Genomic DNA, 14,470 nt, shown 5'->3' with positions numbered 1-14,470 from the left:
CATCGGGATGGACCACTTCAAGGGGGGACGATCACTGTCGTTCAGCCCCGGCGCTTGGGCGCTGAAGCTGACGCTTTTCAGGTCCAGTTCCATGCAGCTATCCGAGCCATAGTGGTAGAAGGTCTTGAGCGTCACGACGTGCAGGGCCGCGAGGAAGGCGATGTCCGGCCGCTCGCCGAGCGCATGTCGCAGGCCCAGCGTCCGGTGCGAGGTCAGCTCGGTCATCAGTCGGTCGGAGATGGGCGAAAGACCTTCGTCCTCCTCCGTCTCGGCTTCCGGCTCGGCCGTCACGGCAGGCTCGACGCCCTCGTAGTTGGCGAGCACGGCGCGCTCGTGGTCGTCATCCGCGGGCAGCCCGGACTCCTGTTCAGCCGCCAACTCGTCCTCGGGCCGGACGTAGCCGCGTTCGACGCGAAGCTTTCCCTCGGCGCCGATGCTTACGAAGGCGCCGGCGCGGGCGACCTCGGCGGCGTCGAACACCACGGGGCCACTCTCGAAGCCCTCGATCGCTGTTTCAAGCTCCGACAGGCGCTCGTCCACCTCGTCTGGAAGTTCATCGGCGTCCTGATATTCGTCGGAGAGCCGGTCCAACTCGGCCTGGAGCGCCTCGCGGGTTGCGTCCTCCTCGGGCGTGAGCGCGACGGTCTCGCCGCGGAGCTGACGCAGACCGAAGGCATGGCCGTAGGCGAAGTTGGGCGCGACCTCGATCCACTTCCAGCCTTCGGCGGCGATCGTCTCGGTGTCCGCCTTCAGCTTGTCGCCCACCATCTGATCGATGAGCGCGACGTCCTGCAGCCATCCACCATCATCGCCCTGGAACAGGTCGCGCAGCACTGTGCCGCCCGCTGCCACATAGGCGTCCACCCCGATGAACTGTGCCCGCTTGTCGGAGGCACGGACCGCGCCTTCGGTCAGCATGCGGCGGATGACATAGGGCTGCTTGTCGTGGGAAGCCTTCAGGCGTTCGAACACCTGCTCCTGACGCTCATGGTCACCCGATACGGTGAAGGCCATCATTTGATCGAGCGTCATGCCGTCCTCGGCATAGACATCGTGCAGTGCCGGCGAGACCGACGCCAGCTTCAGGCGCTGCTTCACCACATTCACGGAGACGAAGAACGCGGCGGCGATCTCCTCCTCGGACTGGCCCTTCTCGCGCAGCGCCAGAAAGGCTCGGAACTGGTCGAGCGGATGCAGCGGCGCCCGTTGGACGTTTTCAGCGAGCGAATCCTCCTCCGCGATGCCGCTGTCGCGAACGATGCAGGGCACCGGCGCGGTCTTGGCGAGGCGCTTCTGCTTCACCAGCAGCTCAAGCGCCCGGTAGCGCCGGCCGCCGGCGGGGATCTCGAACATGCCGGTCTCGACACCGGCCTGATCGTTGACGGCCCGGACACTGAGGCCTTGTAATAGGCCGCGGCGGACGATGTCTTCAGCCAACTCCTCTATCGAGACGCCGGCTTTCACGCGCCGGACGTTCGATTGGCTGAGCAAGAGCTTGTTGAAGGGAATGTCGCGCGAAGGCGAGAGTGTGATCTTCTGAACTGTAGTCGCCATGGGATGATACTCCGCGACGGGCGGCCGAAAGACTCTCTCTCGACCTCCAACCCGTCACGAAGCGAAGCGCCGCCCTCTTCCTCTAAAGGGGGCAGCGTTTCGGATCGGAGGGCCGGAAGGACACGGAAGCGCAAAGCCGGAGACACGTAAAAACGCGTCTCCGGCTTCACTGATGTCAGGCGACTCGGTCGAGCAGCTTTTTCGCCTTGGCTTCGAGGTCGAGGCGGGCGTCCTGATGCGGCTTATCGCGGGCGACGGCGGTGATGCCCTGTACGAAATCGAAGATGGACTCGGGCGGGCGGCCTTCCTCGCCCAGCACTGCGTCGATGATCTTCCCGGATTCCGCCTTCGAGAAGCCGCGACGACGCAGGAAGTCGGTGCGATCCTCATCGGTCTTTGCGACGATCCGCTCACGGGCCGCCTTGATGCCGTTGACGAACGGCATGGGCGAGGAGTTGGCGAAGTTCAGCAGCGCCGGGGCTGCTTCATGCGCGAACCGATTTGCGGCATATTTCGAGTGGCGGATGGTGATCTCCTCGAAATCCTCCACGCCCCAGAGGTTTCGATTTTGGCAGACGGCGCGAAGATAGAAGCTCGCCATGCCGAGCGTTTTGGCGCCGACCTCCGAATTCCAGCAATAGAATCCGCGGAAGTACAAATCGGGCGAGCCGTCCGGCAGGCGCCCGGCTTCGATCGGGTTCAGGTCATCGACCAGGAACAGGAAGACGTCACGATCCGAGGCGTAGAGCGTGGTCGTATCCTTGCTGATGTCGACGCGGGGATTGTAGATCCCGGTCGACCAGTCGAGCACGCCCGGGACCTTCCAGCGGGTATCGCCGGTGCCGTTGCCTGCGATGCGCTGTACGGCCTCGACCAGCTCGTGATCGAAGATGCGGCCATAATCCGGGCCGGTGACGGCGCGCAGCTCGACCCGCCCGGTGTCGGTTTCGAGCGTCTTGATCTGCTCGGCGCGATTGGAGGTCAGGCCATATTGTAGGTTGATGCCGGCGAGCGCGGCCGGAAGCTGCCGCAGGTAGGCTGCCGGCGCACCGACCAGGCTGGCGAGCTGGCCGAAAGACCAGTGTGTCGGCGCAACAGGCGTGTCCGTGCCTGGCAGGATCAGAGCCAACCGCTCCGGGTCGTCGCGGTTCGCCTCGACGTGGATAAGGGCGCTTTCCACCACGCGTGTTCGGCTCCGATCGGCGCGGTCGCGGACCGTTTGAGCCAGGTCGGATAACGATAGATAGCGCTCGTCGGCGGGGCGCGAGAACCATTCCGACGATACGCGGCCGATACGCTCACCGCGGCTCACATCCACCGAGTAGCCGCCGTCGTTATCGCGGCGCGCGTCGAGGACTTGCATATTCATGAGACCAAACTCCATGACGGGCGCCGGAGGCCTCTCCTCCAGCCCTCAACCCGTCACAGCGAAGCCCTCCGCCCTCTCACTCTCAAAGGGGCGTTGCGGGGACTCCCCGCAGAAGGGGGTGCGTCGGTGACAGCGGCGGCGACCAGGGGGAAGGCATTCCCCTCTTGGCTCTCCAAATAGCGGCCCACAAACTCCCAATTAGCGGACCGTTGACTCCCAATTGGCCGATACCCATAGTCCCGATTGTCCGGGATTCGGAGAAGGCATGTTCGAACGGTTTGTGGAGCGGCGGGCGGAAGAAGCCCTTTCAGATACGCCTGTCGTCCTGATCGTGGGACCGCGCAGGGCCGGGAAGACCACGCTCGTCCGAAAGATGGGGGAGACCGGCCGAACTTATATCACGCTCGACGATCAGACCGTGCTCGAGGCCGCCCAGTCCGATCCGGCCGGTTTTATCCGGGGCCTGGACCGGGCCATCATCGACGAAATCCAGCGCGCGCCGGACCTGCTGCTGGCGATCAAAAAGACGGTCGACGAGGACTATCGCCCAGGCCGATTTCTGCTGACCGGCTCGGCAAATGTGCTGACCCTTCCGCGGATCGCAGACAGCTTGGCTGGCCGGATGGAGACCATCCAGATGCTGCCGCTTGCCAAGGCCGAAATCGAAGGTCGGCACCCTTCGTTTCTCGAGCGCCTCTTCGACGGAAAACTCCAGAGCCAACACGGCGCGATTATTGGCGATGATCTCGTCCAACTCGCCCTGCTCGGCGGTTTCCCCGAAGCGATCAGTCGTGACAGCGAGCGCCGGCGGCAGGACTGGTTGCGATCTTACCTCACCTCGATTCTGACCCGCGATCTGCGAGACATCGCCGATGTGGAGAAGCTGACCGAGCTTCCGAAATTCGTGCGGCTGCTGGCCGAGCACTCCGGCCAGTTGGTCAATTATTCGCAGTTCGGCGCCGGTATCAACGTGACCCACAAGACGGGGCAGCGTTACGTCGCGCTCCTCGAACAGGTGTTCCTGATCGCCACGTTGCAGCCGTGGTTCACGAACGCGCTGAAGCGCATCGTCAAGACACCTAAGCTGCATTTCCTCGATTCCGGTCTGCTGGCGAGCGTGCGCGGGCTGACCTTCGACCGGGTGAAGGCTGATCGCGGCACGTTCGGCGCGCTGCTGGAGAGCTTCGTGTTCTCGGAAGTGCTGAAGCTGATGACGGCTTCGGACCTGCGGCTGACGCCGCACCATTTCCGCGACCGCGATAAGCGCGAGGTGGACATCGTGCTGGAGCGCGATGACGGGATGATCGCAGGCATCGAGGTCAAGGCGAGCGCCACGGTCAAAGCCAGTGATTTCGGCGGCCTGCGGGCCTTGGCCGAGGCCTGCGGAGACCGCTTTGCCTTCGGCGTCGTCCTTTACGACAGCACGGACGTCGTGCCGTTCGGCGACAGGCTGGCAGCGGCGCCATTGTCGAGCCTCTGGGATGGAGAGGCACCCACGAACCAGACGGGCAAGGGGGCGTCGCGTGGAACGCGAATATCTTGAGGAGAACGCGTGATGGCGCGCAAACCCGTGCCGGCGCCGACCCGGCCAGTTGACGAGGATCCCACAGCACCGCGCTTCACGCGGGTCGTGGCCGTGATCGTTGGGCTTGAGAATTATCGCAAGCCGAAGAGCGGCGACGCGCTGCCGTCGGTGGCGTTCGCGCATGCGGATGCCGACGCGGTGAGTGAGGCGGTGCAGGAGATCTTCAAGGGTCTGCCGGCGGACAATGTCGAGATTGAGCTGATGACCGACGCCGACGCCAGCCTGGCCGCCGTTCAGGACTATCTGGGCTACACGATCCGCAACCTCTCGGCCGATGACCTCTTCGTCTTTTACTACGCAGGGCACGGCTTCCATGGCGCGGGTGGGAACCGCCTCAGCACTTACGATACCAATCGCCTCAACATCGCCGATACGACGCTCTCGATGCGCGATGCGCTGCTGGAGCCCTTGTCCCAGAGCGCGTGTGAGCAGGCGCTGATCTTCATCGACGCGTGCGCCGAGCCCTTCCGCGACGTCGTGCAGTCGCGGGACGTGATCGGGAACCTTGACCCTGACGAGGTCGAAGAATTTCTCGATAGCGGCTGGTATCTTGGCGCCTTCCTGTCATGCTCGCCGGGGGAAAAGTCCTACCCGTCAAACGCGCTGGGTCACGGCATCTGGACGCACTTTCTGCTGGAAGCGCTTGAAGGTCGCGCACCCGACGCGCTCGCACGCGATCGTTGGCTGACCGGCGAAAGCTTGCAGAACTATCTGCGCCAGGAAGTGCCGCGCTACATCACCCGAGAGATGTCGATGCGGGCGACTCAGACGCCCCAGGCCATCTTGTCCGCATCGAACAGCTTTCGGATCCACTATGTGGCGCAACCGCCCGCCATACCTGCGGACGCGGCGCTTGCAGGCATCCGGCTGAAGAACAACAGCGAGTATCTGGAGGGAACCGAGACAGGGGCAATCCGGAGCCTCGACGGCTTCAGCCGCGGATATCACAAGGTGCCCGATCGGCTGTCGGAGTCGGCCGACGGCTGGTGCAATCGACTGCTTGCCAACACGGTCGCGGAGGAGTTGCAAACCCTCTACCAAAATGCGCGCGATGTCCTCGGCCTCAAGCGCAAGGATCTCAGGAAGGAGGCCGACACGCTCGATGCGCCTGCTTTCCGCTATATCGTCGAGACAGGTCAGAATCCGGAGGACCCGAGCGAGTATTACATCACGCGACGGCTCGAGCTTCGGCAAGGCTGGGCGGCGCATCGCGAGGCGCTCGACGAACTTTTCTCGGACGAGTTCCAGCGGCTGGTGGTGCAGTTCGACAGCATGGAGGACTCCTTCGATGCGCTGGTTGATCGGCTGGAGGATATCGGTGAATCGTCCGGTGGCGATGTGGACGACGATGATCGCGATCAGCGCGTGACTTACAGTCGGGACGGCGCGAGCTTCACCTTCGACCTGAAAAAGCGGCGTCTGGAAATTGCCTTCGGACGCAAGAGTGCCCTCGACCTTGTCGATGCGGCGCGGCGGTTCCAATTGGGCGTCGGTCGATCCAGCCCGATGCTGGCTGGGCCTGCAACAGGGCGGGTCAACCGCGACGATGACGAATAGTGTAGTCGCCGATCAAGAGAGCGAGCAGACGAATGGATTTGGACTTCATCCAGATTGCGATTTCGGCGCGGCTCGCACATGGCGATCTCGTTGCTGCGGATAAGGCGCTGGAAGCCGGGCCGGAAGATCACGCCATCCGTTTGGTCCTATTAAAGCAATTGCTCGTTTCGTGCGCGAATGTCGCCGACCTGGAGGGGATAAGCCGCGGACTCTACAAGGATCAACCGGAGCTAAATGAGATCATCTCAACACATCGGCGGGGGTTCGAATTCGCGAAGTACATGCGAAACATTGCCGTCGGCCACGTTAATCCGGCGCTTTGCCGGAAAGCGATCGAATGGCGTCCTGAGCTGAACGCGGTGCTCGCCATGCAAGACGCAGGGGCGGATGCGTTTTTGAGCTACGCGGTTCTGGAAACCGCGATTAACACCTTCGTCGATGGCGAGCGACACAAGGTTTTCGAGAGTGACACCGACCTTGCTTACCCAGCTGATCTGACGCGCTTTCTCAATTATGTCGGCGAAACAGTCCATGCCGGGATCGCCTATTGTTCGGCGCTCTCCACTATTGCTGTAAGTCGAGCAGAGCTGCCGGACTACCGTGAGAAATGGTTCGAATTGGCGGCCAAAGCTGGGCAAACAGAATTTAGATTCATCACGCGAAAGGGCGAACAAGCTTAGGCAACGACGGAGTTTGCGCCCCAACGCTTCGCTTCGCAGCGTTTCTCGCGCGCCTATGCTTCTGCCGCGGGATAATAGCCTTTTGGCGCTCGAAGCTGGGTGACCGATGAAATCACCGAGTTCGCCCAAATCGTGCTGCATTCCACTTCGCCGCCGCGCTCGAACCAATGCGTCGCGCCAGGGATCAGGTCGAACGGAATGGGATGGGAGGCGAGCGGGTTGTGAAAGACCTCGAGTTCCTGGCACCAGGCTTCGCCCCATGGCCATAGTGCGTCGTACTCTTGGCTTCCCACTTCTAGCTCGAAGTCGATCGGTTCCAACGCGCCCGGCGTCCGATCGAACAAGATGCCCCGACGGATCATCGACAGGCCGGGCGGACGCCATCCGGCCAAAAAGCCCATACGGTTGAATTTTGCCAAGGTGCCGGCGTTGCTGAAGAGAACGGCGGACAAATGCGCGAAGTCCGGGTCTCGAAACAGTCCGGCCGGGATCGCGTTCTTGCCCGTGAGATTAAATATCGCCGTCCCGACCGCGCGTCGCTTCGTGCCGTCATCTTCGACATCGGCGCGAACACCGTAGAGATAGGTCGGCAGTGCCTCCCGGCTCCACACCATGGAGCCGGAGCTGTGAAAATCCGCGATGGCGATGGCAAACGGATGCCCCTGCACGTGCGACAGGTCGTGATATTCCCGCTGCAACTTTCCTCGCAGCGTTTTGGCGAAGCGTTCAGCCGGGGCGCCGGTGAGCCGCTCCGTTCGATCCGTAGGCGCATGAACCCAATCTCCGATGCCGCCAGCGCGCGGGGTTTCGGAGTTCGCGGTCACCGCTTCCACCCAACATGTCATGCCGTCCTTCTCGATTTGAAAATCGGGCGAGACGTGATCTTGGCGGACCTGCAGGCCTTGCTCACGAAAGCAGGCCAGCAGGTAAAGCTCGAAGAGCCGCGACGCGAAGTTGTTGGTCTGCAAATCGGGGATGAAGTTCCGATCTGGCCGCGGCAGGGCGAGATAGCACTCTCCCACCGCCATCAGCGCCGGCAGATGACTCATGGACTTGATGAGCAAGTCAAACTCCGGGGAGCTTCCACGCGGCCCGACCTCGATCAACAAAGGCCTTCGGCGGACCCCAGGTGCGAGCGGTTCAGGCGGATCACCGCCGCGCATGCCGATGCTGAGCGCGTCGAGGGCCTGTTCGGGCGCCGGGAACGGACCGCTTTTTGCGACGCCGGTCCAACAATGATCGACCCGGCGTCGCAAAGCGACCGTGCTGAAGGTCCCGGTCTCCTGGTCGAGGAGAATCCCGCCACAGGCACCGCCGCGGCCGACTTGATATGCGGCGCAAATGCTTGCGGGGTCGAAGTTCGGGCCACGGTCGAGCGACAGGGCGTACAGCTCGAACTGCCGCACGCTGATGGGCTTGATCAGGAGAGACTCTGTTTCGGCAGCCATTCGCGGTCGGACCATTCTGCCCTGAGGGCCTACAAGTAGGGTGCGCCTCGCGTGAGGAGGTCGCTCAGTACGTCTGCACGCGGCCGCAGCCCCTTGAGCGCCAGGTCGACCAGGCCGCGGGCTACTCCGCGCGCCAGGCTGCGCGCCATGACGCGCTGCTTGGTCGACATCTTCTGGAGCCCAGTGCGGCCGTGAACGAAGGCGCTGCGCAGGTCGAAGAGTTCCTTGTAGGCCTGCACGCTTGTGGCGTCGTTCAAGACAGCCGCGACGCGTGCCGCAACGCGATCCGTGGCTGACGAAACCGCCTTGTGCGGGTCAGGTTTCGGCCGAAGCCATTTCTTGTGGTCCATCTCGAGGCCGACGGCAGCTTCGATGGCCGTCATGTGCGCCATGACCTCGTCCATGCCATCGGCGAGGAAGGCCCGGACAAGAAAATGCGCGATAGGCGTCTCGAACAGGTCCGTTGCCCGTGCCCCCTCGAGCTCTTTCCAAGCATCATCGGTGAAGAGCGCCAGACCCGACGCCGCGTCGTCATCGAGTCGTAAGACGGTCGGACGTTCGAGTTCGATGTCGTCTCCCCACTGATCCTGGACGATCCATGGCTCAAGGGTGAGGCTATCCGCGCTCGGGGGTGGAGACGGGCGAATGAAGAGGTCGTCGTCGGCCGTGTAAATCCAAGGCAAGCGAAAGCCTCGCCAGTCGACCTCCTGCATCGTGGACCACCGTTCCCATGGCGCCAGCAGGAGAAAGAACAGCGCTCGTTCGACCGCCGGCGGAAAGCGACCGAGATGGGGATCGATCTCGCCGAAATCCCGATCGAGTGTCATGTACATGAACGGGGCGGCGCGTGCTTCAGGGCGCGGGTCGAGCGCGATTTCTTCCTCCACAACCAGCCATCGGAACTGCGCCAAGCGCTTAGGATCGAGCGACTCATTGTGAAAGTTGCGGGCGAGGCGCGGGGCGTTGAACAGCCGCGCCAGATCATCCGCGGTGAAGTCCGCGACGCGGGCATTGCCGAAGCTCAACATAGGCATCTCGTCCGCCAGGTCGAGCGGGCATAGATGGCGGCGCAGCGTCGTCCTGCGCCGATATGCGTCGTCTAGCGCATTCGCGGCGCTTTCGGGATCGAGGCTCAATGGTGCCTTGTTGGCAGGGAGATGACACGGCAGCCCCAGTGAGCGGAGGGCAGTGCTCAAAGCGAATACCGGTTTGCCACCGCCGTACTCCGCGAGGCACAGCTCGCTCAGCGCGACGAAGGGCGGTGAGGCCAGAAGGTTGTCCGGGCCCGGCCGGGGAAGTCGCCAGACCGCGCTCATGGCGGCAATGAGCGACGTACTCGCCGTCATTGGGCTCGTCCTGTCGTGGTTGGATGTAGGCCGAGGCCCGCGGCCTCCGCGATGTAGTGGCGGTAGGCGAAATTGATGAGGTCGCGGGCCAGTTCAAGGAGACCGCCCGTTGGCAGTCCATCGAACGGATCGCCGTGGGCCAGAGCGTTTCGACGCTCGGCAAGGGTCGGACGTGTGTCGCCGGTCAACTGACCTAATGCCGTTCCTCCACAGCGCACGACCATGGGAATCTGCGCGTCGGTGAGACCGTCGACCTCGACCATGTGTTTCAGGAACGCCGCGAAGCTTCGCTTGTTCTTCGAGAGGCGGCCGCCATAGCGATCCATCAGCGCCAGCTCCAGTGCGATCAGGGCGGCGAGCTCGCCAGCCTTGATGACGCTGAAATCCGCCCAGCCCAGCAGATAGAGCGTCTGCGCACGGGCAAACTTGGCGCGCACGATCTCGGGGATACGCGGATCGATGCCGAGGCTCTCAACGAAGGCGCGCCAGTCCGCCGCCTTCTCGAACTGAATGAAGCCGCCAGCATTGCCTTGCGTCGGCCAGGCGAGCAGCACGGGCTCTTCGCGGTCGCTGAGCGCGATGTGCGGGTGATCGGGCATCGGCATTAGGCACGTCGCAAGATCCGCTCGATGCGCATGCGCTGATAGCCGTGCGCATGCACATGCTGACGAAGCTGCCGAATGTCACGCACGCCAAACGCCACTGACGCCTTCAACGGGCTCGCGAAGGTCGCGTAGTAGGTCCAACGGGCGTCGGCGGGCAGCGGCGCGTTCTGGCGGCGATCTGTGATGACGACGTCGCGCGGGTCGCTGGTATTGCGAAACGCGTGAAATGTAATCCAGTCGGCCCGCCGGTAGCGGGCCGCCTTGCTGAATGGCACGGACTGGACCTTCACATCGGTCTGGTCGAGGACCCAATCGCGCTGTTCTAAAATCTGGCGAACCATATGGCCGACCATCTGCTTGACGCGGTCGGCCAGCACGTCCTCGCGAAACGCGTCCAGAAGGTGCTCTTCAATCCCTTCAACGGCCGGCTTGCCGAGCTGCGAGGCCGTTTCCAGCCGCGCGATATTCGGCTCTTCGGTCAGAAACCCCCAGAGGCGCTGGCCCAGGTCGGTCTTATAGAGCGACCCAAACTTATCTGGATTATAGGCAATCATGACTGGGCCTCCTTTACCGGGCAAATATGGCCGGTTATAAGGGACTGTCAATGGCGATGACGACGGCTCGCGCGTCGTCGCGACGGGGAGGCCAACGTGGACTTTGACGACCTTGTGACGGCGCTTGCGCCGCCGCCGAACCGCGTTGGAAAGGCGGACGGCGAACATGAGCACCACCTCTACGAGGGCGCGGTGATGGTTGCCTATGCCATGCATCTGCTGCGCACAGAGGGCGCGCGTGATGTCCGCGTGCATCCCGACGGCGAGCACGGAAAGCAGTTCGACTTCGCCGGTTGGCTGTCGCGCCGCGGCTTCTCGATGGTGTCGACGCTTGGGACCACTTCGTATGGCGGCGTCTATCGAAACGCGGATGGTCAGACGATCACGATCAATCCCAAATCGGGCCTTGGGGATGTCGTGGCGGAGGCTGGTGGCCAGGTCATCTCGGCCGAGTGCAAGGGTGGCATCATCAACACGCGGCATTCGGGCCAGGTATCGCGGCTCTACAAAGGGCTGTGCGAGACGGTCGGCATGCTGATGGCGACGCCATCGCCGGGCCGGCAGGTCGCTGTCGTCCCGAAGACCGACGCCACGGTCCGGCTTGCCGAGCGCCTTGCCCCGCGCTGCGCCCTGGCAGGGATTGCGATTGCCCTGGTTGGCAGCCGTGGAGAGGTCGTTGATGTCGCGCCTGGGCTGGACGGCGCCGAACCTGGGGGACAAACCCACGATAAGAAGCGAGGGGCAGCGGGGAAATGTTAAACAGGGGTTCCGAGTGGCGGCGATGGGAGCCGCACATTCACGCGCCCGGCACCGCCATGAACAATCAGTTCAGCGGCCCGACGGCGTGGCACGATTATTTGGCCGCTCTTGAGAAGGCGACGCCGGTGATCGAGGGGATCGCGGTGACCGACTATTATGTGACGGACACCTACGAGGAAGTGCTCCGCCACAAGGCGCTGGGCCGCTTGCCCAGAGCCGCGCTGGTCTTCCCGAATGTCGAGCTGCGGCTGGATGTGGCGACGGCCAAGGGCGGCTTCGTCAATCTCCACCTCTTCGTGAGCCCTGAAGACCCGAACCATGTTGAGGAGCTGCAGCGCCTGCTGTCGCGCTTGCAGTTCAACGTCATGCAGGATCGGTTCGACTGCACCCGTGCCGACCTGATCCGCCTCGGTAAGAAGGCCGATCCGGACATCATCGACGATCGCGCCGCGCTCGCCTACGGCGCAAACCAGTTCAAGGTGAATTTCCAGAGGCTGCGCGAGGTGTTTTCGGAGAGCGCCTGGGCGAAGAAGAACATCTTGATTGCGGTCGCCGGCGGCGCCACAGACGGAACGTCGGGCGTTCGCGAAGCTGCCGACCAAACTATCCGGCGCGAGATCGAGGGCTTTGCGCATGTGATCTTCGCGGGCAGTCCGGCGCAGCGTGAGTTCTGGTTGGGTCAGAAAGACCTCGGGCCCGACGAGATCCGCGTGCGTTATGGCGGGCTGAAGCCCTGTCTGCACGGAAGCGACGCGCACAGGCTCGACGACGTGGCATCGCCATTCGGAAATCGCTTCTCGTGGATCAAGGGCGGCCTCGAATTCGATGCGCTACGGCAAGCGTGCATCGATCCCGACGGTCGCGCCTATGTCGGTGAGCAGCCGCCGCGTTCGGCCATGCCGTCGCAGGTCATCTCGCACGTCCAGATCGGCAATGCGGATTGGGCCACCACGCCCGACGTCCCCCTCAATCATGGTCTCGTCGCCATCATCGGCGCGCGTGGCTCGGGCAAGACGGCCCTGGCCGACATGATCGCAGCGGGCTGCGACGCAATCTCGCCTTCCGGCTGGGAAGCCGACGAGAACATCAGCCCATCATTCCTAGCCCGGGCGCGCGGGCTGATCGGCAACGCAAAAGCGACGCTCACTTGGGGCGGCGGTGCGACGGTTACGCGATCACTCGACGGACGCGACGCCAACGGCCACATGTCGTTCCCGCGTGCCCGCTATCTATCTCAGCAGTTCGTCGAAGAGCTTTGCTCGGCGAAGGGCGTTTCGGACGGTCTCGTCGATGAGATCGAGCGGGTGATCTTCGAGTCGCATTCGCAAGACGATCGCGAATGGGCGATCGATTTTGCGGAGCTCCGAGAGCAGCAGACCGCACAATTCCAGCAGGCGCGCGAGCGTGAAGCCGAGGCGATCTCGGACATATCTGATCGCATCGCGTCGGAGTTCGAAAAGGAAAGCCTGGTCGCCCCGCTGACTACGCAGGTGGCACAAAAGAAGAAGCTGATTGCGGACTACACTGCCGATCGCGCCAAGCTGGTCGTCAAGGGGACGGAAGCGCAGGTGGCTCGCCACACCCAACTCAGCGAGGCGGCTCAGAGCCTTCGGAACAAGATCCAGGCCTACGGAAACCAGCGCCGGACCTTCGTTGCCCTCCAGGGCGAAGTTCGGAGCACGCGCGCCACCGGCGCACCGGAGATGCTCCGTCAGGCCCAGGCGCGACATGGCAATAGCGGCATGAGTGCCCAGCAGTGGGACGATTTCCTACTGATCTACAAGGGAGACGTCGATAAGAGCCTGACGGCCTACATCGCATGGTCCGATGGCGAGGCGCGCAAGCTCAACGGCGTTCCGCCGCCGCCCGGCGATCCGAACGTCGCGCTGATTGCCGACGGTGCAGACCTCGCGGTGCTAGCGCTCGCGCCGATCGTGGCGGAAATGACCCGCCTCGAAGCGCTGTTCAGCGCCGACAAGCTGGTTCGCGATCAATATACGGCGCTGACCAACCGCATCGCGCAGGAGAATTCCGCGCTTCAGACCCTCGAGACCCGGCTGACCGATGCGCAAGGCGCCGCCGCGCGTCGGAAGGATCTTCAGGCTGAGCGGGATGAGGCCTACGGCCGGGTCTTCGAGGCGATAATCAATGAGCAGAACGCGCTTGCCGGCCTCTACGCGCCGCTGTTGGCACGGCTCGCGTCGTCGTCGGGCACGCTTAACAAGCTCAGCTTCTCGGTTCGCCGAATCGCAGACGTCCAAGCCTGGGGTTCGATCGCGGAGGAAGATCTCCTCGACAGACGCAAGGCCGGTCCCTTCTACGGCCGCGGCTCCCTGATTACGGCCGCCACAGACGCACTTAAATCGGCATGGGAGACCGGCACGGCGGCTCAGGTTCAAGCGGCGATGACGGCGTTCATGGGGCGCTATCTAAGGGAACTGCTGTCCCATGCGCCATATGCGCCGACGCAGCAGGTGGAATTTCGGGCGTGGTCGAAGCAGTTCGCGCATTGGCTCTTCGGGACCGGGCACATCAGCGTCCGATATGAAATCTCCTATGATGGAGTCGACATCCGAAAGCTTTCGCCCGGCACGCGGGGCATCGTGCTGCTGCTGCTCTATCTTGCTCTGGATGATTCAGATGATCGCCCGTTGATCATCGATCAACCCGAAGAGAATCTCGATCCCAAGTCGGTATTCGACGAACTGGTGGCGCTGTTCATCGCGGCCAAGGCGAAGCGCCAGGTGATCATGGTCACGCACAACGCCAACCTCGTCATCAACACAGATGCTGACCAGATCATCGTCGCATCGGCGGGCCCGCATCCTTCGGGCGGCCTTCCGCCGATCACCTATGTGTCGGGCGGTCTTGAGAGCGCGGAAATCCGCAAGGCGGTGTGTGACATCTTGGAGGGCGGCGAGGCCGCTTTCCGCGAGCGGGCCCGAAGACTGCGAGTGAGGCTCGAGCGATGAGCTTGCGTTCAGCGCCACATGTGGCCGTAGTGCGGCAATTA

General features: G+C 63.2%; 10 protein-coding genes and 1 pseudogene. 5 read left to right on the top strand and 6 right to left on the bottom strand.

What is annotated here, in order from left to right; translation table 11 throughout:
- Nucleotides 1–33: 33 nt before the first annotated feature.
- A pseudogene (locus tag EY713_RS16480) lies at nucleotides 34–1,554 on the bottom strand (ParB/RepB/Spo0J family partition protein); the annotation flags it as partial.
- A gap of 175 nt (nucleotides 1,555–1,729) precedes the next feature.
- Nucleotides 1,730–2,923: a DUF932 domain-containing protein gene (locus EY713_RS16475; RefSeq protein ID WP_131116830.1), complete on the bottom strand. Its 1,194-nt coding sequence runs from the start codon at nucleotides 2,921–2,923 to the stop codon at nucleotides 1,730–1,732.
- 265 nt (nucleotides 2,924–3,188) lie between these two features.
- On the opposite strand from EY713_RS16475, the gene EY713_RS16470 reads away from it, so the two are divergent.
- From EY713_RS16470 to EY713_RS16460, 3 genes are read left to right on the top strand one after another with little or no spacing between them, the layout of a single operon-like run.
- Nucleotides 3,189–4,466 (top strand): ATP-binding protein, encoded by a 1,278-nt coding sequence (locus EY713_RS16470; RefSeq protein WP_131116827.1) that lies wholly within the window; start codon nucleotides 3,189–3,191, stop codon nucleotides 4,464–4,466.
- A gap of 12 nt (nucleotides 4,467–4,478) precedes the next feature.
- Nucleotides 4,479–6,065, top strand: a complete 1,587-nt coding sequence (locus EY713_RS16465; protein WP_131116824.1) for a caspase family protein — start codon at nucleotides 4,479–4,481, stop codon at nucleotides 6,063–6,065.
- 32 nt (nucleotides 6,066–6,097) lie between these two features.
- On the top strand, nucleotides 6,098–6,745 hold the full coding sequence (locus EY713_RS16460; RefSeq protein ID WP_245572758.1) for a hypothetical protein: 648 nt from the start codon (nucleotides 6,098–6,100) through the stop codon (nucleotides 6,743–6,745).
- Between the two features lie 53 nt (nucleotides 6,746–6,798).
- Here EY713_RS16460 and EY713_RS16455 read toward each other — a convergent pair whose 3' ends face one another.
- The 4 genes from EY713_RS16455 to EY713_RS16440 are packed head-to-tail and all read right to left on the bottom strand — an operon-like array spanning nucleotide 6,799 to nucleotide 10,698.
- Nucleotides 6,799–8,193 (bottom strand): hypothetical protein, encoded by a 1,395-nt coding sequence (locus tag EY713_RS16455; RefSeq protein WP_131116821.1) that lies wholly within the window; start codon nucleotides 8,191–8,193, stop codon nucleotides 6,799–6,801.
- A gap of 29 nt (nucleotides 8,194–8,222) precedes the next feature.
- Entirely contained in the window at nucleotides 8,223–9,539 is a 1,317-nt protein-coding gene (locus EY713_RS16450; protein ID WP_131116818.1) for a hypothetical protein, read from the bottom strand.
- On the bottom strand, nucleotides 9,536–10,144 hold the full coding sequence (locus EY713_RS16445; RefSeq protein WP_131116815.1) for a hypothetical protein: 609 nt from the start codon (nucleotides 10,142–10,144) through the stop codon (nucleotides 9,536–9,538). Before EY713_RS16445 ends, EY713_RS16450 begins: the two co-directional genes overlap by 4 nt.
- Nucleotides 10,144–10,698, bottom strand: coding sequence for a hypothetical protein (locus EY713_RS16440; RefSeq protein ID WP_131116812.1), 555 nt, complete (start codon nucleotides 10,696–10,698; stop codon nucleotides 10,144–10,146). The genes EY713_RS16445 and EY713_RS16440 overlap by 1 nt, the downstream gene beginning before the upstream one ends.
- A gap of 96 nt (nucleotides 10,699–10,794) precedes the next feature.
- On the opposite strand from EY713_RS16440, the gene EY713_RS16435 reads away from it, so the two are divergent.
- Nucleotides 10,795–11,457 carry a hypothetical protein gene (locus tag EY713_RS16435; protein ID WP_131116809.1) on the top strand — a complete coding sequence of 221 codons (663 nt, stop codon included), beginning with the start codon at nucleotides 10,795–10,797 and terminating at the stop codon, nucleotides 11,455–11,457.
- Nucleotides 11,451–14,429, top strand: coding sequence for a TrlF family AAA-like ATPase (locus EY713_RS16430; protein ID WP_131116807.1), 2,979 nt, complete (start codon nucleotides 11,451–11,453; stop codon nucleotides 14,427–14,429). The genes EY713_RS16435 and EY713_RS16430 overlap by 7 nt, the downstream gene beginning before the upstream one ends.
- Nucleotides 14,430–14,470: the final 41 nt, after the last annotated feature.

The sequence above is a fragment of the Lichenihabitans psoromatis genome (assembly GCF_004323635.1).
Lineage (GTDB): Bacteria > Pseudomonadota > Alphaproteobacteria > Rhizobiales > Beijerinckiaceae > Lichenihabitans > Lichenihabitans psoromatis.
This window is presented reverse-complemented; position numbering and strand designations above follow the sequence as displayed.

Coding starts and splice junctions, on each gene's coding strand:
- EY713_RS16475 (WP_131116830.1), bottom strand. CDS start 2,923: ATGAATATGCAAGTCCTCGACGCGCGCCGCGATAACGACGGCGGCTAC.
- EY713_RS16470 (WP_131116827.1), top strand. CDS start 3,189: ATGTTCGAACGGTTTGTGGAGCGGCGGGCGGAAGAAGCCCTTTCAGAT.
- EY713_RS16465 (WP_131116824.1), top strand. CDS start 4,479: ATGGCGCGCAAACCCGTGCCGGCGCCGACCCGGCCAGTTGACGAGGAT.
- EY713_RS16460 (WP_245572758.1), top strand. CDS start 6,098: ATGGATTTGGACTTCATCCAGATTGCGATTTCGGCGCGGCTCGCACAT.
- EY713_RS16455 (WP_131116821.1), bottom strand. CDS start 8,193: ATGGCTGCCGAAACAGAGTCTCTCCTGATCAAGCCCATCAGCGTGCGG.
- EY713_RS16450 (WP_131116818.1), bottom strand. CDS start 9,539: ATGACGGCGAGTACGTCGCTCATTGCCGCCATGAGCGCGGTCTGGCGA.
- EY713_RS16445 (WP_131116815.1), bottom strand. CDS start 10,144: ATGCCGATGCCCGATCACCCGCACATCGCGCTCAGCGACCGCGAAGAG.
- EY713_RS16440 (WP_131116812.1), bottom strand. CDS start 10,698: ATGATTGCCTATAATCCAGATAAGTTTGGGTCGCTCTATAAGACCGAC.
- EY713_RS16430 (WP_131116807.1), top strand. CDS start 11,451: ATGTTAAACAGGGGTTCCGAGTGGCGGCGATGGGAGCCGCACATTCAC.